18 protein-coding genes are annotated in these 26,291 nt (G+C 36.6%); 3 read left to right on the plus strand and 15 right to left on the minus strand.

The window, feature by feature from the left end:
* Position 1 precedes the first annotated feature (1 nt).
* The 3 genes from H5092_RS02535 (at position 2) to H5092_RS02545 (ending at position 5,097) form a co-directional block, all read left to right on the plus strand.
* Entirely contained in the window at positions 2-820 is an 819-nt protein-coding gene (locus H5092_RS02535) for a symmetrical bis(5'-nucleosyl)-tetraphosphatase (RefSeq protein WP_182732833.1), read from the plus strand.
* Positions 821-957: 137 nt separating this feature from the next.
* The gene (locus H5092_RS02540; protein WP_182732834.1) at positions 958-2,973 is read left to right on the plus strand and encodes a methyl-accepting chemotaxis protein; all 2,016 of its coding nucleotides are present in this window, start codon (positions 958-960) and stop codon (positions 2,971-2,973) included.
* Positions 2,974-3,654: 681 nt separating this feature from the next.
* Positions 3,655-5,097 carry a capsule assembly Wzi family protein gene (locus H5092_RS02545; protein ID WP_182732835.1) on the plus strand — a complete coding sequence of 481 codons (1,443 nt, stop codon included), beginning with the start codon at positions 3,655-3,657 and terminating at the stop codon, positions 5,095-5,097.
* Between the two features lie 311 nt (positions 5,098-5,408).
* Here H5092_RS02545 and H5092_RS02550 read toward each other — a convergent pair whose 3' ends face one another.
* The 15 genes from H5092_RS02550 to H5092_RS02620 all read right to left on the minus strand — a co-directional run bounded on the left by H5092_RS02550 (position 5,409) and on the right by H5092_RS02620 (position 26,255).
* Positions 5,409-6,575 (minus strand): nucleotide sugar dehydrogenase, encoded by a 1,167-nt coding sequence (locus tag H5092_RS02550; RefSeq protein WP_182719919.1) that lies wholly within the window; start codon positions 6,573-6,575, stop codon positions 5,409-5,411.
* 990 nt (positions 6,576-7,565) lie between these two features.
* Positions 7,566-8,522 carry a DHH family phosphoesterase gene (locus H5092_RS02555; protein WP_182732836.1) on the minus strand — a complete coding sequence of 319 codons (957 nt, stop codon included), beginning with the start codon at positions 8,520-8,522 and terminating at the stop codon, positions 7,566-7,568.
* 84 nt (positions 8,523-8,606) lie between these two features.
* Positions 8,607-9,212 carry an adenylyl-sulfate kinase gene (gene cysC / locus H5092_RS02560; protein WP_024596724.1) on the minus strand — a complete coding sequence of 202 codons (606 nt, stop codon included), beginning with the start codon at positions 9,210-9,212 and terminating at the stop codon, positions 8,607-8,609.
* A gap of 93 nt (positions 9,213-9,305) precedes the next feature.
* A complete protein-coding gene (locus tag H5092_RS02565; RefSeq protein ID WP_182732837.1) occupies positions 9,306-11,036 on the minus strand; it encodes an SLC13 family permease in 1,731 nt (576 codons plus the stop codon).
* Positions 11,037-11,111: 75 nt separating this feature from the next.
* On the minus strand, positions 11,112-12,518 hold the full coding sequence (gene cysN / locus H5092_RS02570) for a sulfate adenylyltransferase subunit CysN (protein ID WP_182732838.1): 1,407 nt from the start codon (positions 12,516-12,518) through the stop codon (positions 11,112-11,114).
* Positions 12,519-12,611: 93 nt separating this feature from the next.
* A complete protein-coding gene (cysD, locus tag H5092_RS02575; protein WP_182732839.1) occupies positions 12,612-13,520 on the minus strand; it encodes a sulfate adenylyltransferase subunit CysD in 909 nt (302 codons plus the stop codon).
* Between the two features lie 1,357 nt (positions 13,521-14,877).
* The gene (locus H5092_RS02580; RefSeq protein WP_182732840.1) at positions 14,878-15,747 is read right to left on the minus strand and encodes a glycosyltransferase family 2 protein; all 870 of its coding nucleotides are present in this window, start codon (positions 15,745-15,747) and stop codon (positions 14,878-14,880) included.
* A gap of 2 nt (positions 15,748-15,749) precedes the next feature.
* Positions 15,750-16,655 (minus strand): glycosyltransferase, encoded by a 906-nt coding sequence (locus tag H5092_RS02585; RefSeq protein WP_182732841.1) that lies wholly within the window; start codon positions 16,653-16,655, stop codon positions 15,750-15,752.
* Between the two features lie 130 nt (positions 16,656-16,785).
* Positions 16,786-18,558, minus strand: coding sequence for a glycosyltransferase (locus H5092_RS02590; RefSeq protein ID WP_182732842.1), 1,773 nt, complete (start codon positions 18,556-18,558; stop codon positions 16,786-16,788).
* The gene (locus tag H5092_RS02595; protein WP_182732843.1) at positions 18,555-19,919 is read right to left on the minus strand and encodes a hypothetical protein; all 1,365 of its coding nucleotides are present in this window, start codon (positions 19,917-19,919) and stop codon (positions 18,555-18,557) included. Before H5092_RS02595 ends, H5092_RS02590 begins: the two co-directional genes overlap by 4 nt.
* A 43-nt stretch (positions 19,920-19,962) precedes the next feature.
* On the minus strand, positions 19,963-20,958 hold the full coding sequence (locus H5092_RS02600) for a hypothetical protein (RefSeq protein WP_182732844.1): 996 nt from the start codon (positions 20,956-20,958) through the stop codon (positions 19,963-19,965).
* Between the two features lie 14 nt (positions 20,959-20,972).
* Positions 20,973-22,178 (minus strand): glycosyltransferase family 2 protein, encoded by a 1,206-nt coding sequence (locus H5092_RS02605; RefSeq protein WP_182732845.1) that lies wholly within the window; start codon positions 22,176-22,178, stop codon positions 20,973-20,975.
* Between the two features lies 1 nt (position 22,179).
* Positions 22,180-23,166, minus strand: coding sequence for a hypothetical protein (locus H5092_RS02610; protein ID WP_182732846.1), 987 nt, complete (start codon positions 23,164-23,166; stop codon positions 22,180-22,182).
* Between the two features lie 3 nt (positions 23,167-23,169).
* Positions 23,170-25,188 (minus strand): rhamnan synthesis F family protein, encoded by a 2,019-nt coding sequence (locus H5092_RS02615; RefSeq protein ID WP_182732847.1) that lies wholly within the window; start codon positions 25,186-25,188, stop codon positions 23,170-23,172.
* Positions 25,188-26,255, minus strand: coding sequence for an HAD family hydrolase (locus tag H5092_RS02620; protein ID WP_259398354.1), 1,068 nt, complete (start codon positions 26,253-26,255; stop codon positions 25,188-25,190). The genes H5092_RS02615 and H5092_RS02620 overlap by 1 nt, the downstream gene beginning before the upstream one ends.
* Between the last annotated feature and the right edge of the window lie 36 nt (positions 26,256-26,291).

Below are 26,291 nucleotides of genomic sequence, written 5' to 3' on the forward strand. Positions count from 1 at the left end.
GATGGCAGATTATGCGATAGGTGATTTACAAGGGTGTTTTAGTGAATTTAACACCCTTTTACAACGGGTTGATTTTAACCCAAGTAAAGATCACCTATATTTAGTTGGCGACATAGTTGCTCGCGGGCCTGACTCCCTAGCCTGCTTACACTATATTTACCAACATCAAAATAGCATGACCATCACTTTAGGCAATCACGACCTTCACATGGTTGCCTGCTACTTTCTTAACAAACCCACTAATCCAAAAGATAAATTAAACTCAATATTTGAAAGCCCTAAATTGGCTAACTACATCGCTTTTTTACAAACCCAGCCTTTGGCTTTAGAGCTTAAAAAACATAACTGCTTTATATCTCACGCGGGGTTAAATCCCGATTGGTCTATTGAAGATGCGCTAAAACAAGCTCAATTTGCACAAAGCTGTTATCAATCAAGTAACGCAAAAGCGTTTTTTGAACACATGTACCAGGCTCACCCCGCTAGGTGGTCTAACACCCTTGATGACTTTGCAAAGTTTAGATACATAGTTAATTACTTTACCCGCATGCGTTTTTTAACAAGTGATAACAAACTCGAGCTTAATGCAAAGGGTGCAATAACCGACAGCGAAACTCTCACTCCTTGGTTTAACCACCCCAATATAGCTAAATCTAAACACGATATTATTTTTGGCCACTGGGCCGCACTTGAAGGTAGAACAGGTAATTCACGGGTTCACGCCCTAGATACAGGCTGCGTATGGGGTAACACCATGAGCCTAATGGAGCTGAGTACTAAAAAAGTAATTGTAGAAAATTCCCACCTTTCGTCTAAATAAACTGAAAAAAAACAATACATCTGTTAGATTTATCAATTAATAGTTAAAATTAATTAAAGTAATTGATTTTAATTACTTAACTTATTGGTACAAACGCCGATAAGTCTTAATTGAAGTACTTTTTGAGTGGAAATCTTATGAACCTGACAGTAAGCCAGCGTATTTGGGGTGGTTTTATATTTATCACACTATTATTATTAATAATTGGTGGTAATTCCTTAATAAAAATTGCAAATATTGACCGTTCCACTCAAAAAGTGAACCAACTATCACTCCCAGCATTAAATAAAAGCTCTGAGCTACAAGCCGAATTTATTTTAATGAGTAAAGCCGCACAAGCGAGCTTTTACACTACATCAGCCAATGAGCTTGCACCAATAAAAGCACAGGTCTTTGAGCAAAAACAGCAATTCAACACGCTGCACCGTGAGCTTCAAGACGTAGTAAAAAACGATGCTGCACTTAATCAAAGCAGCCAAAACGTAGAAAAAACCTATTTAAGCTTTTTAAGCACCGTTGAAAATTTATTAGCAGATAAAGGCAAGCAACTAGCATTAAATAAAGCATTAAAAGCACAATTAGAAAACATAGAACTAAGTGCAGAAGATGCTAACTCTGTTGTACTCGACATTACCGACATTGACGGATTTGAACAAAACCACCCTCGCGCTTATCAAGCTGCAAATAATTTAGAAAACAACTTTATGTCGGTAGTTAGTAACAGCACCGACATGCTAACTGTTAAAACGCTTAACACTCTCGATATTGTTAAAAACGAGCAAACGTATTACCTTGAAGAAGTAGTACGCACCGTTGATTTAATTAAGCCAGCAATAGAGCAAACGCATAGCGACTTATATTCAAGCCTAAAAGAATATGTTGATATTTTAGAAAATAACATAAAGGGCAGTAACAGCTTAGCAGCAAACAAAAAACGTTTAATTGATTCGATTACGCTTACGCAATCAGAGCTTGCGCAGTCAGAGCAAGCCACCAAAATGGCACTTAACCAAATTGACGAACTAGTTAATCAAGCGAGTGACGTTGCGTTTAAATTACAACAAGGTGTGCGCAGCGACGTTGACTCAGCTAATTTATGGACGTGGGTTGGCATGGTTATAGCCACTCTTTTAGCAATTGTGATTGCCATTATTACTGTTAGCCGCATTACTAAACCACTTGCCGAAGTTAATCGCATTTTAGATATTGTTGCCAGTGGCGACATGACACAACGTTTAGACGACAGTGCTCAAGACGAGTTTGGCGAACTATCTAAAAGTTGTAATACACTAATTGACAGCCTACGCAGCCTAATTAAAGGTATTATTTCGCGCTCTACTCAGCTTGCAGCAGCATCAGAGCAAACATCGGCCATTACCTCAGAATCAAGCCAAGCAATTCGTAACCAACAAGCACAAGTTGAACAAGCAGCTACTGCAACAACCGAAATGAGCAGTACATCGCAAACAGTTAGTAACAGCGCTCAACAAGCGCTTAGCGAAATTAAAAATGCTGATAAAGAAGCTGAACGCGTTAAAGGTATTTCGAATAACAATAAAGCAACGATTGAACAGCTAGCGCGTGAAGTAGACGACGCCTCACAAGTCATTAATAAACTGCATCAAGATAGCGCATCAATAGGCAGCATTTTAGATGTAATACGCGGAATAGCGGATCAAACTAACCTGCTTGCACTAAATGCCGCAATTGAAGCTGCACGTGCAGGTGAATACGGCCGAGGCTTTGCTGTTGTAGCTGACGAAGTACGCTCTCTAGCAAGTAAAACTCAAGAGTCGACCCAAGAGATACAATCAATGATTGAGTCTCTACAAACAGGCGCAGAAGCTGCCGTATCCGCAATGAGTAAAGGTAAACAACGTGCGGTATCGTGTGTTGAACAAACAGACCTAGCAAGTAGCGCACTTGATTCGATTACATTTGCGGTTTCGCAAGCTCACGACGTAAGTGAAGAAATTTCGACTGCCGCACTTGAGCAACAACAAGTAGCACAAGAAATTAGCGAACGCCTTGAGTCGATTGTAGCCATCGCAGAGCAAACAGCCGAAGGCGCAAACCAAACTAATATCTCAAGTTCAGAAGTAGCAAAACTTGCTGAAGAACTTCGCTTGTCGGTAGACGAATTTAAAGTTTAAGTTTACTAAAACGATTAAAAAAACCCCGATGGTACTATGCACCATCGGGGCTTTTGTTTATCAGGACTTTAAAAGTGAGATGTAAAACCTTACCGGTAAGCGCCGCTCTTACTCACGTAAAAACGCAATTTTAAACATTTATATTACCTACTTTTGCCTTCACTAAAGTGCAGCGCCCTCTTAACCTCTTTGTGAATAAATTACTTAAAACCCTACTGCACAAAGAGAAGTAAATGAGAAGACATTAAAATAATAGTAATTATGTATTTTTACTTCTCTAAAGCGCAGCGCCCTCTTAACCTCTTTGTGAATAAATTACTTAAAACCTTATTGCACAAAGAGAAGCAAAAGAGGAGTAAATGAGAAGACATTAAAGTAATAGTAATTATGTATTTTTACTTCTCTAAAGCGAAGCGCCTTCTTAACCTCTTTGTGAATAAATAACTTATAAATCTATTTTTTGTAGGTATAACTTATTAAATGCATTCGTCACCTGCTTTATAGCAAAACACTACATGCAAAAACGCGCTCGAATTTAACGGATAGCCTATCACCTGCGAATGATAGCCTACTCCTATATATCCCCACTAATATATCGCTTTTTTCTTCCTTACTTAGGCGTTTATTGCTAACCTCGCGTTAACGTTTTTACTTAAACAAATTTTTGCTAACGGAATAATTATGCTCAAAAAAATATCACTGTTTATCGGGATGGCAATCAGTGCAAATGCTGTTGCTAAAGGTGGCGTATCACCCTACTTACCTTTAAATCAAGCCCCAGAACTTGAGCACTTAGTACAACAACTTTTAGCTGTAAGTAAAAACACACACATTATGAGTAAACCTTATAAATCTCACGATATTTATCGAATATTACAAACCATAAGGTATGACTACCCTGAGCTTTATCACACACTTACTTATCAAATTAATCCTTATATACAATCAAGCGCAACCACTCTTGCTAAAGTAACTTTATCAGCAGGCACGAATGAAAAGAACATACCAAATCAACGCGGCCAAACAACAAAAACAAACCTAATAGTTGAAGGTGGTGCTTATTCTAATTTTGGTGATTACTTCGGTATGAGTGCTGTGGGTATAGCCAACGAGGATGAAATATTACTAACGCAAAGTATCATGTATTTAGGCTTCAAATATGCACAACTTGATATCGGTTATAGAGAGCATTGGTATTCACCTTTGAGCAACAGCGCAATGTTACTCAGCACACAAGCCGAAACAACTCCGTCTATATCCATAAGTAATGTAACCCCCATAACTAGCTTTAATATTCGATACGATATGTTTATTACTCAACTCTCTGAGCAAAGAGGTATCTTAAAAAACAAAAGAGTCGAAAACGCAGAAGATCGAGAGTATGAACCCGGAAAACCTTACTTATTCGGCCTACATACTAGCTTAGCAATAACTGACAATCTGACTGTCAGTTTAAGCCGTCTCATGCAGTTCGGTGGGGGACCAAGAGATGTATCATTAAAAGATTTTGCTGAAGGTTTTTTTAGCCCCGGAAGCAAAGATAATGTTGGCGAAGATGACACAAACGACGTTAACTTTGAATTAGGTGATCAACTAGGTGCTATTGCTTTTGAGTATTCGAACACACTCTATGATACACCTTATGAACTATATGCAGAAATAGCATTAGAAGACACCCTTGGAGGGGATCGTAATAATGCATATAGCTTTGGTTTATTTCTTCCATTTATCAGCGACAAACACAGCTTACGCATCGAACACAGTAACTGGCAAGAGCTTTGGTATGCCAATGGTATATATCTAGATGGAAATAGAAATAACGGCAATGTAATTGGCCACTGGGCTGGTGATGAGCATATCTACGACGACTATGTTGCTGCTAAGGCCGTTAGCTTAAATTGGAACTGGCAATTGAATCGAAAAGAGAGCCTGCAAACTACATTCAGCAGTTTAAAAAACAAAAGTGATGTTTATACGACCAGCTATGAGTTACAAATAACTTATAATAGAAAGCTTTCTAGAGCAGCTTGGGGAGTTAAAAGCTGGGGTGTAGATTTTTATGGCGGTGAGGATGTATACGGTGACTCATTTGCTAAATTAGGTGTTACGGCCAATTTTAATTAGTAATAGCTGTTTTGTGCTTACATTTAAATTATATCAATTCGCTTAATTAGGTGATCTATTTTGAGGTAATAAAATCGTGTTGGTAACAAGACAAAAATTTCGTTATTTATTTGTTATATATCGGAATTTTTAACACAGTTAGCGTCAGATTTAACCCCTCAAATTTATTAAGTATTATTGTTATTAAGCCAAATAAAATGTATAGCACTTAATGCTATAGACCTTCACACTATATAGATATAAAAAACCCCGTGATTACCACGGGGTTACATACGTATTAAACAATAAGAAGCTAATAGCTTGTTAGTAGTTTAATCACTACCAAATAAATCGCGTGTATAAACTTTGTCTGCAATATCACTGAGTTCTTCAACCATACGGTTAGACACAACAACGTCAGATATTTGCTTAAACTCATTTAAGTCTTTAATTACGCGAGAGTGGTAAAATTCGCTTTCTTCAAGTACTGGTTCGTAAACTACTACCTCAATACCTTTAGCTTTAATGCGCTTCATAATACCTTGTATAGCAGAAGCTCTGAAGTTATCAGACCCTGTTTTCATTACTAAACGATACACGCCAACCACTTTAGGGCTACGCTTAATTATTGAGTCCGCAATAAAGTCTTTACGTGTCGTATTAGCATCAACAATCGCACCAATAATGTTGTTTGGTACATTTGCATAATTTGCACGTAATTGCTTAGTATCTTTTGGTAAGCAGTAACCGCCATATCCAAACGATGGATTATTGTAATGATCACCAATACGTGGGTCTAAACTAACACCCTGTATAATTTGCTTTGAGTTTAAGCCATGCGCTTCAGCGTAGCTATCAAGCTCATTAAAGTAAGCTACACGCATTGCTAAATAAGTGTTTGAGAACAACTTAATAGCTTCGGCTTCAGTTGAGTCAGTAAAAAGTACTTCAATATCTTCTTTGATAGCGCCTTGCTTAAGTAAGTTAGCAAATACACTTGCACGCTCAGTTTGCTCACCAACAACAATACGCGATGGGTATAGGTTATCGTGTAGCGCTTTACCTTCACGTAAAAACTCCGGTGAAAATATTAAATTACTAATACCCAACGTCTCTTTAATATTTTGCGTAAAACCAACCGGTATAGTCGACTTAATCACCATAACTGCATTTGGGTTATGCGCTATCGCATCTTTAATTACAGCCTCTACAGAGCTTGTATTAAAGTAGTTATTTTCAACATCGTAATCGGTTGGAGTCGCAATAATTACAAAATCGGCATTTTTGTATGCGGCTACTTTATCAGTTGTGGCTGTAAAATTTAAATCACTGCGTGTTAAAAAATCACTAATTTCAGTATCAACAATAGGCGATTGCTTATTGTTTAAAAGCGCAATTTTGTGTTCGTCTATATCTAATGCAACCACTTCATTGTGTTGTGCTAACAACATAGCATTAGAAAGGCCTACATAGCCTGTACCTACAACGGCAATTTTCATTTTATTCCCTTAATATTTATAGTGTTAATCATTCTAATTTTACTTTATGAGCGTTCACTTAAAAACAATTTTATCACCCATAACACAGAGGTACTACATCGAGAAGTTATTAGATCTTCTCCTTGTCTTCTAGGTGGTGATAATAATGTCTTAATTACTTTATGAGCATTTAGCCCAAAACAATTTTACCACCGAGAACACAGAGGCGCTTCGCGCTACACAGAGAAGTTATTAGATCTTCTCTTTCACTTCACCTTGTCTTCTCGGTGGTGATAATAATGTCTTAATTACTTTATGAGCATTTAGCCCAAAACAATTTTACCACCGAGAGCACAGAGGCGCTTCGCGCTACACAGAGAAGTTATTTGATCTTCTCCTTCACTTCTCCTTGTCTTCTCGGGGGTGATAATAATGTCTTAATCACTTTATGAGCGTTCACTTAAAAACAATTTTATCACCCATAACACAGAGGAACTACATCGAGAAGTTATTTGATCTTCTCCTTCACTTCTCCTTGTCTTCTCGGTGGTGATAATAATGTCTTAATCACTTAATGAGCATTTAGCCCAAAACAATTTTACCACCGAGAGCACAGAGGCGCTTCGCGCTACACGGAGAAGTTCTTAGATCTTCTCTTTCACTTCACCTTGTCTTCTCGGTGGTGATAATAATGTCTTAATTACTTTATGAGCATTTAGCCCAAAACAATTTTACCACCGAGAGCACAGAGGCGCTGCGCGCTACAAAAAGAAGTTATTAGATCTTCTCTTTCACTTATCCTTGTCTTCTCTGTGGTGATAATCACTTATTTATTCTATGAGCGAGGTATAAAACCTCACCTACAAAACAATTTTACCACCGAGAGTACCGAGGCACTTCGCGCTACACGGAGAAGTTATTAGCTCCTCTCCTTCACTTCTCTGTACCCTCTGTGTTGATAACTATTACTTATTCACTTAATAAATAAGATTTAGAACTCATCTAAATACATTACTTATAGTAACCTACTAGTTCAGTTATAAAATTTGAAAGTTGCAACTCAGGCAGCTCATTAATTCCAGCAGCAGCGGCTCGCCCACCACCTGTTGCAAACTTACTACATATATCAACAGCTCCCTGCTTATTACTAAGTGGAGCGCGTACACTAACAGTATAACTTCCCTTATTATTGCTTGTAACAACACCATGCGCTTTAGTCGGAGCTTGGTTAGCTAAATCATTACCTAATACACCACTAACGCGACGCGCCCAAGGCTCATCATCTAATAAAATAACTTTGGCAGTATCACAATCATGCAGAACTTTGGCCCCTGCAGCTTTTTTCATATCAGCTTTATAAGCACGCTCTAAAGTATAGTAAGCAGAGTTTTCATCGTTTATGGCATCAAGCGGCGATTTATATTGCAAAAGTTGCTCGTAAAGATCTTCTGGAGAAAAATGTAAATCAGCAACTTCACTACCATAACCATTATAATTAATATACGTACCGAATGCTTTTAGCTGCGATTTTTGTAATTCAGTCAGTTTTAACTTATCAGCTTCAGCATCAGCCTTTGCAAATAAATTATCCCCATATGCAGCAGTAATTGCCCACAGGTGGAATTGATTATTAAGTAAATCATTCACAATTAAACTGGTGCACATATTTGCATCCAGATCTATATGAGGAAATAAATTTGCGTGATTAGGAATGTCACCTGCTTTGTGATGGTCAACATACATAACTTTAGCGCCAGCCGTTAAAGCATCATGAAGAGCTGGCATATTTTTTTCCATTGAAATATCAAGCACACGAATACAGTCGCCTGATTGTGGTGTTACTTTTTTTAGTAACTGAATATCACGCTTAACCCCAGTTACTTTAACTGTGTCTGTCGGATTAGCGAGTTGTAACTGAAGTAATGCGATAATACCATCAGCATCACCATTAAAAACATCGTATTTCATAATAGTCTCAAAGTCAGAAAACAAAGTACTTTGCTTAACTAAGCGGTTAATCTTTAAATTATTCAGGTATCAAAGTCTGAATACCTATAATTTTATAACTTCTTTTTCTTTTAAATACTGAATAATTTGCTCAACACTTTGTTCAATACTTTGCTGTGCTGTTTTTACATGTAACTCTGGTGATATTGGTACATCAAAAGCAGAGCTAATCCCCGTAAAGTTAGGTATTTCGCCAGCTCTCGCTTTTTTATACAAACCTTTAGGATCGCGGCTTTCGCATACTTCTATTGGAGTATCAATAAACACCTCAATAAACTCACCGTTGGCCATAATACTGCGAGCCTGGGCACGATCTGTAGCAAATGGAGAAATAAATGCTGTCGACACTATTAAGCCAGCATCAACAAATAACTTAGCAACTTCACTAATACGACGAATATTTTCAATACGGTCTTCATCGCTAAATGTGAGCCCTTTATTTAGACCCATACGAACATTGTCACCATCTAACAAATAAGTATGACAACCTAATTCAAATAATTTTGATTCCACCGCATTAGCAATAGTCGATTTACCTGAGCCACTTAATCCCGTATACCAAAGCAAAACCGGCTTATGTCCTTTATGACCTTGCTTTTGTTCTCGTGACACCGTTTGCGTGTGCCATACTATATTTTCATCCTGGCTCATTAATATACCTTACCTTTTATTCTTGTACGGCCCGAGGTAACCCCACACCGACGTAATATAATTTAAAATGTGACACCATAGTCCATTACATGTCTACTTAAACGGAAAAAACACCGGAATACAAACTAAAACAACCACTGCATAAACAACACTGACAGGTAAGCCCATTTTAACAAAGTCATTTAATCTATAGTTACCGGCATTAAAAACCATTAAATTAGTTTGATAACCATAAGGGCTTATAAAGCTTCCACTTGCAGCAAAAGCAACTGTCATAACAAACGGCAATACATCTACTCCAAACCCAAGCGCAATGGTATAACCTATAGGAAACATTAATGCAGCTGCCGCGTTATTAGTCACAAACTCAGTCATTAACCAAGTTGCTATATAAACAAAAATTAAAGCAATATATACATAACTCGGATCGTTATACTGACCAATAAAATCGCCTAATGTAACTACTACACCAGAATTAACTAAAGCATTTGAAAGCAAAATTGCCGACGAAACAACTAACCAAATATCAACTGGAAAGCGTCTAACCAGCTCATTCGTAGTTAAACTATGAGTGAATAATAACGCTCCGAGTAATAATACTAAACCTTCTAATAAATCTAGAATACCAAAAGCGGCCAGTACAATGATTGAAATAAACCCACCAATAGATAGCCAAGCACGCCACCCATTTATTCTTGATTCAGGCTCAACACCAGAAAGTACTAAAAAGTTTTTATTAATATTGGTTCTTGTTTTGTAATCTTTACCCACCGCTAAGACTAAAAAGTCACCAGAACGAATTACAACATCCCCTAACTTTCCAGAGACCTGCTCACCATCGCGTCTAATTGCAACTACAGCGGCATCAAATAAAGCCCTAAAACCTGTTGTTTTTAAGGTTTTACCAACAATAATACTTTCCTGTCTAACCACTACTTCAGTTAAATTGCTATTTAACGTACCGTTTTTTTCAGCAAAAATCTCTAAGCCTGTAAATTGTCCAAGCTGAAGTAACTTAGTAACTTCGCCACAAAATATAAGCCTATCAGAGCACTGTATAACCTCCGAAGGAGACACGGGGCTAATTAAGTGCCCCTTTCTCACTATTTCAACCAAAAACAATGACTCTAAATGCCTTAAGCCATTAGCTTCAACGGAACGCCCGATAAGCTCAGAGTTTTCAGCAACCTTAGCATCAATAAAATACCCTTCAGAGGTCGCCTTTTTTTGCTCAATACTGGGTAACATATTCGTGCAAAAATACATAACAACACCACAGCAAACAACTAAAATAGCCCCAATTGCTGTGAACGAAAAAAACGACAGTGAACGTCCAGAAGCCTCAATATACATTGAGTTAACAATCAAATTAGTTGACGTTCCTATAAGTGTTAAAGTACCACCTAAAATAGAAGCGTAGGAAAGAGGTAAAAGTAGTTTACTCGAAAAGTGGTGAGGATTATTACGTATAGGAGAAAGTAACGTAGCGACAACAGCTGTATTATTTAAAATAGACGAAAAAAGTGTAGTAACTCCAAATAACCTAAACCAAGTAGAATGGTAACTACTCACAATTATTTTAGATGCTACAACCCTTAACAAACGTGTTTTTTCAAGTGCTAAAGAGCACAATACAAGTAAAATTAAAGTCACTAAACCAGGGTTTGCAATACTTGTTAAAAATTGCTCTTTGGTAACCAAATCACAAGCTATCAAAGCAATAAGTGTCGCTCCAAAAACAGCGACAGGCCTTCCTTGAATAACAATTAATCCAGAAACCGTAAGTGCAAAAATAAAAAGCGTTAGATAAGCATCTAATGGCATAATTATAGTAGCCATCCATAGTTAATAAAACAAAAGTGCGGGCTAAAAAAGCCCGCAATGCTTAGCACGAGCAATCTATCGGATTACTTTTGCATCCCAATGAGGAAAGTGTTTACGAACCAACGCATTAAACTCAACTTCAAAAACAGAGTGTTGGCTTTGCGATTTATTCGTTTTAGCATCCAGAGGCTTACGTATCATCCCAGCACCAACAGTTACGTTAGTTAAGCGATCAATAATAATAAACGCTCCTGTGTGCTTATTAGTATCATAAGCATCAAATTGTACAGGTGCTGTTAAAGCAAATTGACAGTTACCAATCTCATTTAAGTTTAGCTGCGACGCTTCTTTTTGCTCTAGCGTATTCACGTCAACTTTATAGTTAACAGCTTCTACGTGGCCAAAAACAGACTTACTGCCAACTTTTATTTCATACTCACGCTCAACTTGTAATGCCTCTTCAGTCATCCAAACCACATCAGCTTCTAAATTAGCAGATGAATGAGGTTTTTGATGAGGGCGCACTAGCATATCGCCACGACTAACATCAATCTCATCTTCAAGCGTTAATGTAATAGCCATACCCGCAGAAGCTTTTTCAAGGTTGCCATCAAAAGTAACTATTGATTTAACTTTACTTTCTTTACCTGAAGGTAATGACGCAACAGTATCCCCCACTCTAATATCGCCAGCAGCTATAGTGCCGCTAAAGCCACGAAAATCTAAATTAGGGCGGTTAACATATTGTACTTGCAGTCTAAATTCATCATTTTTAGCATGCGTCACTGAAACCGTGTTTAAAAGCTTCATTAGCGTAGAGCCAGGATACCAAGACATCGCTTCACTTTCATTTACTACGTTATCACCACGCAGTGCCGAAATTGGTACAAAACGTATATCATCAAAAGATAGTTTTTCAGCAAACTCTCGGTAATCTTTTTTAATGTTTTGATAAACAGATTGCTCGTAACCAACTGCATCCATTTTATTAATAGCAATAACTACATTTTTAATTCCTAACAAAGAACAAATATAGCTATGGCGACGTGTTTGAACTTGCACACCATGGCGAGCATCAATCAAAATAATTGCTAAATCACATGTTGAAGCGCCCGTTGCCATATTACGAGTATATTGCTCATGCCCTGGCGTATCAGCAATAATAAATTTACGTTGGTCCGTTGCAAAGTATCTATATGCAACATCAATTGTAATACCTTGCTCACGCTCCGACTGAAGGCCATCAACTAAAAGCGCTAAGTCAAAATCGTTGTCTGTAGTGTTAAAGCGTTTTGAATCTTTTTCGATAGCAGCCATCTGATCTTCAAAGATCATTTTGCTGTCGTAAAGTAAGCGGCCAATTAACGTTGATTTACCATCATCTACACTGCCGCAGGTTAAAATACGCAGCATATCTTTGTTTTCGTGTACTTTTAAATAAGCTTCAATATCGGTTGCAAGTAAGTTTGTATCTTGTGTCATAATTTTCTCTGAAATTTGGTTCATAATAGGTTAATAACAAGTAGTTATTTATAATTTAGTAATAACTTGTCTCTTAAAGCTTCTAACGTATGGTTAGAAATAACCTTCCATTTTTTTCTTTTCCATAGAACCAGCTGAATCGTTATCGATTACTCTGCCTTGGCGCTCTGACGTAGTACAAAGCAGCATTTCTTGGATAATTTCAGGTAATGTTTGAGCCACAGACTCAACAGCACCAGTTAATGGATAACAACCCAATGTTCTAAAGCGAACCATTTTTTGCTGAACTTCTTCGCCTTTTTCAAGCTCCATTCGTTCATCATCAACCATAATTAATGTGCCATCACGCTCAACAACCGGACGCTCTTGTGCAAAATATAATGACGGAATTTCAATACCTTCAAGGTAAATATATTGCCAAATATCTAACTCAGTCCAATTGCTAAGTGGGAATACGCGAATGCTTTCACCTTTATCGACTTTGCTGTTATAAACATTCCAAAGTTCTGGGCGTTGGTTTTTAGGATCCCAACGGTGGTTTTTATCACGGAATGAATAAACACGCTCTTTAGCACGAGATTTTTCTTCATCGCGACGAGCACCACCAAATGCAGCATCAAAACCATTCATATCAAGGGCTTGCTTTAAACCTTGAGTTTTCATAATGTCAGTATGTTTAGCACTACCATGAACAAATGGGCTAATCCCCATTTCTAAACCTTCAGGATTTTTATGAACAATTAAATCGAAATCATGCTTTTCAGCCATTTGATCTCTAAACTGAATCATTTCTTTAAATTTCCAGTTTGTATCTACGTGCATTAACGGAAAAGGTATTTTACCTGGATAAAAAGCTTTACGTGCTAAATGTAGTAATACCGAAGAGTCTTTACCAACAGAGTAAAGCATTACTGGATTATCAAATTCTGCGGCTACTTCACGCATTATATGAATTGATTCGGCTTCGAGCGCCTTAAGGTGAGTTAACTTTTCTTCATTCATAACGTTTGTTTATATCCTAAATTATCAAAATCCATCCAAGCCAATTATTAAAATATTATTTGGCTAAACTAAAACTATTATGCGTACTAGTTTAAATATTATAAACACCGCATTCAATGCGCAAGTATGCGTTCATAGTACTATATTCTTCACTAAGGTGCTGCGTGCATCATCAAGAGAGTAAATAATCCTTATTTACTCTATAAGCGAGGTATAAAACCTCACCTACAAAACAATTTTACCACCGAGAACACAGAGGCGCTTCGCGCTACACAGAGAAGTTATTAGCTCTTCTCTTTCACTTCTCTGTGGTGATAATAATGTCTTAATCACTTACTCTATAAGCGAGGTATAAAACCTCACCTACAAAACATTTTTACCACCGAGAACACAGATGCGCTTCGCGCTACACAGAGAAGTTATTAGCTCTTCTCTTTCACTTCTCTGTGTTCTCTGTGGTGATAATAATGTCTTAATCACTTTATGAGCATTTAGCCCAAAACAATTTTACCACCGAGGGCACCGAGGCGCTTCGCGCTACACGGAGAAGTTATTTGATCTTCTCCTTCACTTCTCCTTGTCTTCTCGGTGGTGATAATAATGTCTTAATTACTTACTCTATAAGCGAGGTATAAAACCTCACCTACAAAACATTTTTACCACCGAGAGCACAGAAGCACTTCGCGCTACACTGAGAAGTTATTAGATCCTCTCTTTCACTTCTCCTTGTCTTCTCGGTGGTGATAATAATGTCTTAATCACTTTATGAGCATTTAGCCCAAAACAATTTTACCACCGAGAACACCGAGGCGCTTCGCGCTACACAGAGAAGTTATTAGATCTTCTCTTTCACTTCTCTGTGTTCTCTGTGGTGATAATAATGTCTTAATCACTTACTCTATAAGCGAGGTATAAAACTTCACCTACAAAACATTTTTACCACCGAGAACACTGAGGCGCTTCGCGCTACACTGAGAAGTTATTAGATCTTCTCTTTCACTTCTCTGTGTTCTCTGTGGTGATAATAATGTCTTAATCACTTTATGAGCATTTAGCCCAAAACAATTTTACCACCGAGGGCACCGAGGCGCTTCGCGCTACACAGAGAAGTTATTAGATCTTCTCTTTCACTTCTCCTTGTCTTCTCGGTGGTGATAATAATGTCTTAATCACTTACACCATAAGCGAGGTATAAAACCTCACCTACAAAACATTTTTACCACCGAGAGCACAGAAGCACTTCGCGCTACACAGAGAAGTTATTAGATCTTCTCTTTCACTTCTCCCTCTCTTCTCAGTGGTGGTAGTTACTCATTTTATGAGTGATTACAAAACCTATATAGTCGCTCTTTTTATACTATTTCCAATGTTCATCATAAGAGCCTTTTTTTCCTAGCAATCCATCGTAAATACCTTTAAGCATAAACCCAAGGCGCTTACGCCTATTTTTTTGCATAACAGAATTTAAAAAAAAGCGAATCGGCATAAAAAACAAACACCTTACTTTCCAATAATTTGGAACGTAAGCCCTGCGGCTCAACAATAAAATATTTCTAAACTGATAATACAGCCTAATTGGGGCACCAACTTTATAAGTTATACCCACAAACTTACTACGTGAGTCTCCTAAACGATGAACCATTTCTATATTTTTGGCTTTAGCAATATCAAACCCCATACTTCGAGCACGCCAGCACCATTCATGGTCAACCCCATCAATAAATAAAGATTCGTCTTTTAAACCTATATGATCAAGAGCGCTTAAATCTATCATCATCCCTGAAGCAATAATTTGAGTAACACCGACTAGGTCGTCGTATTCAAACACCTCTTTTTGAACCATAGGGTTTACTTTTTTATCTGAAAAACTACAACGAATTCTAGGGCCAATAGCAACTACATTTTGCTTCACTTTAGTAGATGCCTTAAGCAAACTGCTTAAATTGAAAACCATATCAGTAGGTATTAAGCTGTCTTGGTCAAGTAAAATGGCATACTCACACCCTGCTTTTAAAAGATAAATAAGCCCAGCATTATGCGCATGCGCAATACCCGAGTTATCAGCAAGATGAATATAATGGTAATGACTAATTACTTTTGTGAAATCGTGAGGGGTTGGGCTATTATCAACTATAACCACTTCTTCTGTTTGCCCATATAAACGCGTTAATAATCGTTCTGTTAACGCTAGGTCGGGCTTATAAACAACTAAAACTGCACCAATCATAATTAATTGTGTTTATTTAAGCCCAATATAAAGCGGTCGGCTTTATATGCAACTTTTATAATCCATGAAGGCATCATTCGTAATACTAATACAAATAACGCATAACAATAATTTTGTAACGACTTTTGCTTAAGGGAATCCATAGCTAAAAGCCTAGCTTTAAATTCATTTACCGACTTACCTCTACCACGGCGCTTATAAAAACCATTTATGCGCCTAAAATGAAGTAATGGCTCTTTTACATTCGCAAATTTGCAGCCATCTTTTGCCAGTGCTATCCATAAAAAATAGTCTTGAGTGTTAAGCATATTAGTTAAATACCTATGCCCACGTGTAAATACACTATACCTAATAGCAACCGTAGGATGGTTTATAGGGCAACGACGCGAAAAAGCGCAAATTAATTTAGAATGAGTAAGGGGTAACCTACGTATACCCGCTCTGTTACCTTGTTCGTCTACTTCCCACAAAGCAGAGCCAAGCACATCAACATCTTGATGCTTATTTAGTAAAGTAACTTGTTTTTCAAAACGGTGAGGTACGCAAATATCATCGGCATCCATTCTAAAAAAGTATTCTGGATTTAGTGGTAAGGTTGAGTCGATAATGTAGTTCATGCATGTGCTTAACCCTTTATTTTTTAGGCCATGCACTAGCGCTAAATTTGGGTGTTGTTTTTCTATTTTAGTTAAGTAAATAGCAATATCGTCTGCTACTTCACCATCGAGCACGATCATAAATAAATCAGCAGGTAAAGTTTGGTTTAAAACACTTTCAACTGCTTGTTTTACCCACTCTAGCCGGTCGTTGATATAAACAGACATACCACAAACAACACTTACGCTACTTGCAATTGGGTAAGTAGACTGCAATATAAACTGATTATTAGTTGCCGAAATTGGGATCATACTCTCTCTATAAAAAGATAAAACAACTCAAACAAACAGTCATTTACAAACTAGAAGCAATTCTAGCTTACTTTAATTAAGCACACAAAAAAACATAACGAATAATAACGCTAGTTTTACTTTTTATTAACTACCTAAAAGGCTTAATCGCAAAATTTTCACGTCTACGGGTTAAATTAGGATTATATGCAGGGTCGTTAGCAATAAAGTCACACCACGTAGTTTGCAAATAATTAAGCTCAGCATTAAAGCGCCGCACTTTTTCAGGCGTATCTTCGTGTCCGCGCGATACAGACTCATGATGGTACAAAATAGCTTCTGCACAATATAAGTTTCGTTTACCTAACTGCAATACTTTTAAACATAAATCAACATCGTTAAACGCAATGGCCAGCTTCTCAGCGTTAAGGCCCCCAACGGCCCAGAAATCATCTGCTTTTATAAGTAAACACGCAGCAGTTACCGCACTATAATTTTGAGTAGCAACTAAGCGATTCATATAACCAAAATGATCATCAGGAAAGTACTTATGCCCGTGCCCTGCACCGCCACCATAGCCCAATACAACTCCCGCGTGCTGAATACGATTATCTGAATACAAAAGCTTTGCACCCACACAACCTATATCATCTCGCATAACATGGCTAACCATGTTTAACAGCCAATCAGGTTCAATAACTTCAACATCGTTATTTACTAATGCCAATACCTCGCCCGAGGCTTTTTTAGCTGCAAAATTATTTATAGCCGAGTAATTAAATTCGGCGGCGTAATTAAACACCTTAATTTTTGAATGCTTGCTTAACTCATTGAAATATTTAATGCAGTCAGGATCATCTGAAGCATTATCAATAAGCAAAACTTCATAGTTATCATAAGTAGTTTTACTTAAAATAGAGTCAATGCAGTTTTTTACTAAATCCAAACCATTACGCGTAGGAATAATAATCGACACTAATGGTTTTTTATCTAAATGCCATCGTAAATAAACACTTGGTAACCCTGATGGTACAACACTCGCAAATGAATCATATAAAACGCTTAATTGGCTTTTAGCATCACTAAAATCAGGTAGTGTAGGCTCTCTTGAAAGTAATACCTGAGCTATATGCCCAACCTTTAAACTAGGATTTTTAAGATGGCGAGTACATACATATATACTCAGCATAAATTTATTGAGAGGAAACTTTTCAGCATCAAAACCTCTTAATTGTTTAACCCAAATACCCGAACTAATATAACCGTTAGTCAGCTGTAAATCTGGATTCCAACTAGGTTTAAAATCAGCAAACTCTCTTTTTTTACCCTTGATACTTAATAAATCAGTATCAACATAAGTCAGCTCGGTTGATTGCGACAACTCTGTAGCAAGTACAAACCCTAAATACGGGTGTAATACATCACCAGCATATACAAAAAAGCACGGTTCGTTAATTATTTTACTAGCCCCCCCCTGTTCACTTAATGAACAAACAACATTTAAATTTAATTTGCTATTTAAGTTTAAAAAATCACTAATATCGCTTTTATTATTATTGTGGCAATACACAACGATATTTACAAATGGGGTATGCTGCTCATTTATACTGTTAAAGGTATCAAGTAATTTACTAGGACTGTAATCGGTTACGCAAACTATTAACGAGCAACCACTATTATTTACATTGGAAAAGCAATCAACTTGCTTTGTAAGATAGCTACTATGTTGATGAATATAATCAGCGTAAGAACGCTCCAGCTCATCTAAAGTTTGTAATTGATAGAGCAAACCACTTTTGTGCAAATTGCGACTATAAGCAGCTACTAAGCTCGGGTGTTGCTTTGCTTTATCGATAATACTAAGAGGTAAAATACCGATGAATGCTTTTAGCGTTTTTACTAAAGCTTTTCTTAATATTTTCACTTGGGGATCTGCTTTTCTGTATTGGCGCTATCTATCTTGCGCTCGTACAATTTAATTTTTTTGTTAATTAACGGCCCATTAGGCCTTAACTTTTGTGCTCTTTTCATAAACATATAAGCTAACCCAATATCATGATTTTTTTCTGCAACAAAGGCCAGCTCTCTTAATATATCTACATCACTAACATCATCACTTAATCGAAGTGTATTTCTTAGTCTACTAATATCACCTGAATTTGGAAGCATAAAAGGAAGCTCTTCAGCATTCGTAGTTTTACCTAGTAAGCGCTTTATAAAATTTATCACTTGTGTTTTATACATATATTTATCCGAAATATCAGACAGCTTATATTTTTTAATAAAAGCCTGCCCATATGTGCCAGTGTAACAAGAACGATAACTAGAAAGGTAAAGTGCATTACAAATAGATTTATAAACCTCTGGTGCTTTGTGATCTATATAGTTCGCCACCCGATTAAAATCTTCTTCGCTTAGCTTTTGATTTTTGTATAATTTTTGCTTCGCATTATGGACATCATCTAATAAGCCTTCAAACCCAAAAATACAGTACTTACTTTGCAGCTTATTTAAAAAACACACAGCTTGCTCTTTATATAGCTCATATGTTTTTGGCTCAATAAGAGAAAAAGGCCCTAAATCACTTTTAAAGTTTTGTAAAATTTTATCAGCTTTTAATGCTAAGCTATGAGAGCAAAACTGGTTTATCCATCGCTTAAACTCTAAAGCTTCAAAGCTATAAGAAGGATTAATACTTTTACTCGTTATCAGTGGTGGAGTAACATTTAAAATACTATAAAAATCATCAATAATACTCCCTCCTACAAATGCACTTTTGCTATATGCACGTAAAATAAAATGGCTAGCGCCAATTTCATCTAAAATAGCCTCAAGTTTAGTTAAATAAAATTTAGGCAACTTGGGGAGGTTTTTAATAGGATCGACTTTATGATGCCTTTTTACCGACTGGTTATATAAAGATTCAAAACTATCTAGTGGGTTACGAATATAAGCTATAAATATCGCATTAGGGAACGCACAACTAACCTCTTTCATATTTTCAAAGAAAAACTCTGAACTTAAAAGTAAGGTATGCATGCTCAGCTTTTCACAAAGGTTGATTAGCTTATCAACTTTACCTTTATTAATAGAGCGGCCTAAACTAGCTTTAGCGTCATATATACTATTTAAATTACCTGAACTGATCCCATTTACATCAGTAGTATGCTTTGGATAATAAATCCCATTTTCAGCTAAGCGTTGCCTATCATGCTTTAAACAATACTGTATTGCAGAGGTCCCTGTTTTAGGAGGACCTATATGTATAACTACCTTAACTGACATTAATAAACCTTAAACATAAATTAAAAACCAAATGAGTTAGCTCTTAACTATTTTTTATTTTTGCTTGATATTCTTTTATTTTTTTTATGATAAGTGGGCCCTTTGGCCGATACTTTCTTGCTAATTTCATCAACTGTAGAGCTAAATGTATGTTCACTCTTTCAACTTTAATAGCTGAGTCACGAAAAAAACTTGCCCCGTTTTCTTTATTTTCAAATAAATCAGGCTTTGCTAACAGCCCCTTCAGTAAATCACTCTTTATAGTTACCTGATTAAATCCAGTATGACTAAAAAAATTTTTTAAATCTGAGTATTGCTCAGCAACTGCGTATAAACATTCCCTATTTCTATCTTGCGTATTCACCGTTAAATAAAGAGCTGTTTCTTGGCTATTTTCAATCACTTTGTAATTTTTAGAAACATCACGAGGTAAAATTAAAGTAGGCGTGTGATTTAATAATGACATACATTTAAACCAAATATCATCTGCGTTATCGGCTCGTGCTGTAAATTCAGCTACATTACATACTTCACTACTTAAACTTCCTGAAGGATAAAAAACTCCACCGTAGCCCACTGGTAAAATACAGTAGTTAGCAAATACTTCCGATGAGTTGTTGATCAAACTCCACGTATCGTAGCTGTCAAATTCCCCTTCGTCACTAGCAGACATCAATCGTCCTCTAGTAGCAATAATTGTATTTTGGTAACGCACATTAGCCTCAACCAACGCCTCAACAGTGTTATGAGGAATAACTATATCATCATCAAAGGTTATTACGTTTGTATTAGGATAAGCTAATAATGTAGGTACTAATTTTTTATAACTTTTATAATTTGGGCAAAATTGGACCTCAAATAGCTCATCTTCTAAGTTAAGTAATTCTTTTGGTAATTCAGCACGAGATAACTCAGTTTCGTCCAACCACAATATAATTTTATCAACTTGGCACGTTTGGCTCTTTAATGATTCAACAACATGATGAACACTATTAATACGCTCCCCATAAGAGGTTAACGATACAATCAAATTACTCATCTTCTTCCCTACAACTACTTATTCGTTGACTGTTGCTTAATCTGTAAAAGTTGCTCTAATTTTTTATTAATTAGCGGTCCCTTAGGCCTTACTTTTTTAGCTAATAGAATAATTTCAATTGCTTCATCAATATCTTGCTTTTGCGCATCATTCGATAAGTTAATAAGTAAATCAACATTTTTAGGGTCTGCCTTAATAAGCTCAGCTCTATGGCTTTTAAAAGTACTCGTTACTTGCTCATTAAAAACCCCCGAAAACAGCCTGACCATTAATGGGTAATCTTGTAATAAATGTTTATGCAAATTATCAATTGACGCTTTATAGCGCTCACTAACAAACTGCTCAGCGACTTTACTTAACTTACCAATCGCCATGGCATCAACAAACACTTCAAAGCTAGCCTGATACTCTGTATAAACTTTTTCATTTAGCAGTACAGAACTGGATTTGCTTGTAAGTTGAGGGTAGCCTCTTCGATTACTTTTATACGCAAATGTATCACCAGGACGTCCTCGATAAAGCAACGAGACATACTCGTATTGAGAGCGATGAGCTCTATGATAAATAAAGCTTGATTTCAACGAATTAACACTTGAATCTAAAGCTTGTTTAACCTTCTCCTGCGATTTAAACAAAGAATGGTCAACCAACATCGTGTTGATCTGCTCTTTAAACAAGGGCAAATGATGACGAAACTCTTTTATCACTATATCCACGGGTAATAAGGTCTTAACTAAAGGCGATAGGTTACCTGTTAACGTAGGTGGTATTTTGCTAAAAGCTTCAGCCGTTGGTGTACAATCATTCAGCCACTCAAATGCAATAGGAGTATCCGCAGGAAATCGTTTAATCAAATCGTGTATAGATGTGGTTAATTCATCAAGTATTAAAAATTCATCAATGTCTAAAAAGAAAATATGACTATATTTACCTTCTTTTTGGCACTGGTACTTAGCATTAGCATAAGTAATAAACTGAATATGTTTATGAGCTTCTAACGGGCAGCTATCAATCCAATCAGCATAATCCCATGTAACATTTGGGTATTGTGCATTAATTGCATTTAATACCTGTTCGCTATTATCAGAAGTCCGATTTATAAAGATTTCAATTTTATCAAAGCCAACGAACAAGTGATGGTGAACCCATTCAGGAATATAGGCAGCTTCATCTTTAGCTATAGCTACTAATTTTATTTTTAGTTCAGGCTGGGATCCCATATTAGTCACTTTTAACCTTCTCATGAATTCTATCTGCAAGATTATTTATCAATGTGATTGCTTCAGAGTTCATAAGCCAGCTATCTTGTATCAATGTTATCGAGCTTGTGTATTGTGCTTGCTCAAAATTTATGAAATTTTCCTTAAACTTGCTATACATTACCCTTTCAGTTTTTTTATCTATGAAATAGTTACCAACAGGTAAGCTAGTTACTTGCGTCTGCATTATTTGATGCAGTTCAGTGATATCCAGCTCAGAATAATGGTCTAGGTATGCTTCTCTCACATCATTACCATGCATTCCATACTTCGATGACATTATTTTGTTTAAGATCCGGATAGTCTCAGTATCAAAAGGGTTTAAAGAACGATTATTAGATACTTTACTCTCTGACTTTTCTAGATATTCTTTTGAGTATTTACAGTTAATTATAGAAAAAAACAATTCTAATAAATTTTTATCTTTAGCCGCTTTGTCATAATCAATCAAATGTACTTTTTTAATTCCGAAAACCTTAACAAAGCGTTCTACCTGCAAATCTGCAGAAAGCATATAGCTCTGAGCAGGCCTAGCTAAATGGTTATGATAAAACTCGAAAAAAGATACAGACTGACCATGTTTAATTAGCTCTTGCCAAATTGAATACATTTTCAAACTAGCTCTTCGCCAACTGTATATAACATGGACATCAAAATCGCTAAAAAATGTTTTTATATACTCAAAATCTTTGATTGAGAAAGAAATAAAATCTTCACTAGACAATAGAATATCTGAGTCGATCTCTTTGAAAAAATTAGAGTCAGACTCAGATAATTGTCTCCCTTTAATAAGATCGCGAATCAGATGATGTCCAAAAATACGAACGTAGTTCTTTGGGTAAAACACACCACCACTTAACAACGCCTGTTGGTTATCTAAGCACACTTTTTGGATTAAAGTTGTACCCGTTTTATGTGGTCCAACATGTAAAAACAACTTACGCTTCATTAACTACTCACCTAAAAACGGAAAACGGCCAAAATCACTGACCAGCGGTCCCCACTTGAGGATCTGCGCTTCATTTAAATTTAAATCGCCGACGAAAGGGTTATTAAACCCGCCTGCATGCCATTTATCTAATGGATTAAGAATATGCAAATTTTGCAAGCCATAATCTCCCGGAATTTGTGCATCAGCAACAGCATTATCTCCAACATGAATAAAACTTTGTTTTGCAGGTAGGCTTTCTTTTATATGCTGCCAGAGAGTGCCGTTGTCTTTACGCTTACCCAAGTTACTTGACACCAATAACTCAAATCCAACACTGACTCCCACTTTAGCAAGCATAAGCGACACTTGCTCTTGCGTATAGTAAGTATCAGAGGCAACAGTCACGCGTTTGTTAACTATTATAAGCTCATTAAATAGATCAACCATTTCGTCTTTAGGTTCAATCATATCTAAATCATAGGCAAATTCTTGTTCGGCATACTGTTCAGCTTGCTCTTTCGTCCAGCCTAATTGGTTTGCCAAGTATTTATACGTTTCAAAAATATCAACGTCGCCAATAAAGTTTTTCTCTTTTCTAACTTCAAACTCAGCGTCATTACGTGTTTTAACAAAGCTATGGGCATCACTTACTATTTTACTTTTCACCAAAGACTTACCGAGCAATAACTTAGCATAATCTGGCGCTTGATACTTGCGCCTCACTAACGTATCAAATACGTCAAAGCTAATATGATCAAATGCACCAAGTTGATGGCGTAAATTCTCTTGAGTGTTAACGTATTGGGCTAAAATAAAGCTATTGTCAAACGTTAACTGCCCCGATTTTGGATAGTAATATAGTTGTTTAAAGCCGTTTTTCTCTACCAGTAGACCAAGCATTCGCTCAAGCGCATGCAGTTCTGAACCATCATTTGGGAGCGGCTCTGCAGGGAAGTCATCATACTGATAACTTTTATCTAAAAGCTGCTTTAATGCATCAGGCCTTGCCCAAAACATGCCACCGGCAGGGTAAGATAAAAAGTCATCACTTAACTCTATGCCCCACTCTTTTGCTATTTTTTGTGCATGAGGCTTGTTTTTTAGCCAATGATTAACCCAATCAGGCATCATCCAAAATGAAGTGGGGTAATATATTCCACTTTTAGGGTTATCGTTAAAATGATTAAGTACTTGCTTAATAACATGCTGGTCTTTTAACAAATACTCACCTAAGTAATCTGCCCATTGTGTTTGAGCTCGGCCCGAGTACAGAGACTTTTTAGAGTGCATATGGCAAAACAAATCATAGCTTTGTAGCTCGCTTGCAAACTCAACAAGCATAGGTCCAAAATTTCGACCATGGTTAGGCACTACTTTTACCGTCACGTTATTTACTTTTGCACAAGCTTCGAAATCGTTTGTTGCTTTTTTAGCAAGCTCATCATTAGCTACACTCACAAAAACATCTACTGATTGTGGAAATTTAGCCAAAGCATCACAGTAGTAGTCAATAAACTCATCATAAAAAACATGAAAGCACATTGCTATTTTTAATGAGGTAGCACCACCATCTGCAGTGCTTTGTATTGCTTTTGGATGCCATTTTTGAGTGGCAGGTAGCGATGTGCGCCCTTCTTGCTGGCCGTGATTTAAATAATGGACTAAAGCATGTTCGCCTTGTAAATAAATGTCTGTATTACATTTGTAATAAAGCTCTGTATCAAAATTTGGGCTTGGGTTTACACAGCTAAATTTTCCTTTATGCAAGTAATCTTCAAACGCTTCAAGCTCACAGCTAAATGTACGACACTGCTGCGCGCTATACCAAGCGTAATCAAATAAACCGGCCTGCTTAGCTCTACTTAGCAAATATGAAATATCTTTAGTTGTGTACCCTTTATCATTAGCGTTTAACTTAGCATACTCACGTGTTTGTATACGCTCATCTATTCGCTTTGCTAATTTAAATAGTTGTGGCTGGCTTTTAACATAGCTAAATACACCCGGCATCGTTTTTTTTATAAGTTGTTTATTTATCATTATGCTAAACCAAAAAATTGTAGTGCATTGACGGTACCATTACCTGTCACGTCATCGTCAATATCAAATATATGCTTAGTGCTTCTGGGAATCATATTAGGTTTGCTTAAATAATTATTTAGTAGCAGCTCTAACTCATCACTATTAAACTCTATTTGATGCTTACCTGTATGGTGACAATACTCAAGTGCTCCAGCCATAACTTGCTCTAATTCATAAAAATAGCGCTGTGACGCAACTTTACGCCCATAGTAAAAATCAAACGTATTTTTATCAAATGTATTAAACCTAATACTTCTAAACTGCCCGAAAGGCGCTGTTAACAAAGATTCCAAAAACATAGAACGATCCAATGGCAGGTATCCCTCGCCTAACTTCACGCCTTCTTTTAAATAGCCTTTCATTGTTGCTGTGTTATCGGCTATGCGATGTTCTCCAGGTTTAGAAGATATTAGATAATGACCAACCGTGTCTTTATTCAATAAAATAGTCAGTAATGACTGAATAGTACCTGAGTAACCTAAATCGACTAAATGAAGTGTACTTTGAGCAGTAACACCTAATGATGCTAAATAGGCTAAATAGGGTTTTTTAATATAAGAGATAACATTATCTAGTAACTCTTGGTGCTGATTTAAAACAGCTATTATTTTTTTTCTGTCGTGAGGTAAATATACAAGTTCCTGGATGATATCTTTACTAAATACTTGCAGTATTTCTGCATTTGAAAGTAAAAAACGCGTGCGCATCAAGTCGAAAAAAGAGCCATTAAAGTCACCTTTTAAAGAATACTCATAGCTTCTGCTATCACTCAAAAGTAATTTAAATAAGAAGGCGCGTGATGCTAGTAAATAACAACTATTACCTTGTTTGTCACTACCCGATAAATACTGTTGGTAAGCTTTTTCGAGCCAATACCCTTCCCTAGCAAGAAAGAAAAGTGGGGTGTTTTTAGGTGTGTCTGTTGCTAAGTTATGCGAAAAAAAGCTCAGCGTAGGGCCCATAAACGAAGTTCCAAAAGACGAAAAACGAGCTTGTGAAATTTGCAGGTCTGCAATACTTTCCATTTTGATTAATACCATGATAGTTAAAACTAAAATATA

Origin of the sequence: Pseudoalteromonas sp. SR41-7, assembly GCF_014163935.1 — a bacterium.
In the GTDB taxonomy this organism is placed as follows: Bacteria; Pseudomonadota; Gammaproteobacteria; order Enterobacterales; family Alteromonadaceae; genus Pseudoalteromonas; species Pseudoalteromonas distincta.

Coding starts and splice junctions, on each gene's coding strand:
- H5092_RS02580 (WP_182732840.1), bottom strand. CDS start 15,747: ATGATTGGTGCAGTTTTAGTTGTTTATAAGCCCGACCTAGCGTTAACA.
- cysC (WP_024596724.1), bottom strand. CDS start 9,212: ATGAGCCAGGATGAAAATATAGTATGGCACACGCAAACGGTGTCACGA.
- H5092_RS02620 (WP_259398354.1), bottom strand. CDS start 26,255: ATGGAAAGTATTGCAGACCTGCAAATTTCACAAGCTCGTTTTTCGTCT.
- H5092_RS02600 (WP_182732844.1), bottom strand. CDS start 20,958: ATGAGTAATTTGATTGTATCGTTAACCTCTTATGGGGAGCGTATTAAT.
- H5092_RS02605 (WP_182732845.1), bottom strand. CDS start 22,178: ATGGGATCCCAGCCTGAACTAAAAATAAAATTAGTAGCTATAGCTAAA.
- H5092_RS02540 (WP_182732834.1), top strand. CDS start 958: ATGAACCTGACAGTAAGCCAGCGTATTTGGGGTGGTTTTATATTTATC.
- cysN (WP_182732838.1), bottom strand. CDS start 12,518: ATGACACAAGATACAAACTTACTTGCAACCGATATTGAAGCTTATTTA.
- H5092_RS02585 (WP_182732841.1), bottom strand. CDS start 16,655: ATGATCCCAATTTCGGCAACTAATAATCAGTTTATATTGCAGTCTACT.
- H5092_RS02545 (WP_182732835.1), top strand. CDS start 3,655: ATGCTCAAAAAAATATCACTGTTTATCGGGATGGCAATCAGTGCAAAT.
- H5092_RS02555 (WP_182732836.1), bottom strand. CDS start 8,522: ATGAAATACGATGTTTTTAATGGTGATGCTGATGGTATTATCGCATTA.
- cysD (WP_182732839.1), bottom strand. CDS start 13,520: ATGAATGAAGAAAAGTTAACTCACCTTAAGGCGCTCGAAGCCGAATCA.
- H5092_RS02595 (WP_182732843.1), bottom strand. CDS start 19,919: ATGTCAGTTAAGGTAGTTATACATATAGGTCCTCCTAAAACAGGGACC.
- H5092_RS02615 (WP_182732847.1), bottom strand. CDS start 25,188: ATGATAAATAAACAACTTATAAAAAAAACGATGCCGGGTGTATTTAGC.
- H5092_RS02550 (WP_182719919.1), bottom strand. CDS start 6,575: ATGAAAATTGCCGTTGTAGGTACAGGCTATGTAGGCCTTTCTAATGCT.
- H5092_RS02610 (WP_182732846.1), bottom strand. CDS start 23,166: ATGAAGCGTAAGTTGTTTTTACATGTTGGACCACATAAAACGGGTACA.
- H5092_RS02535 (WP_182732833.1), top strand. CDS start 2: ATGGCAGATTATGCGATAGGTGATTTACAAGGGTGTTTTAGTGAATTT.
- H5092_RS02565 (WP_182732837.1), bottom strand. CDS start 11,036: ATGCCATTAGATGCTTATCTAACGCTTTTTATTTTTGCACTTACGGTT.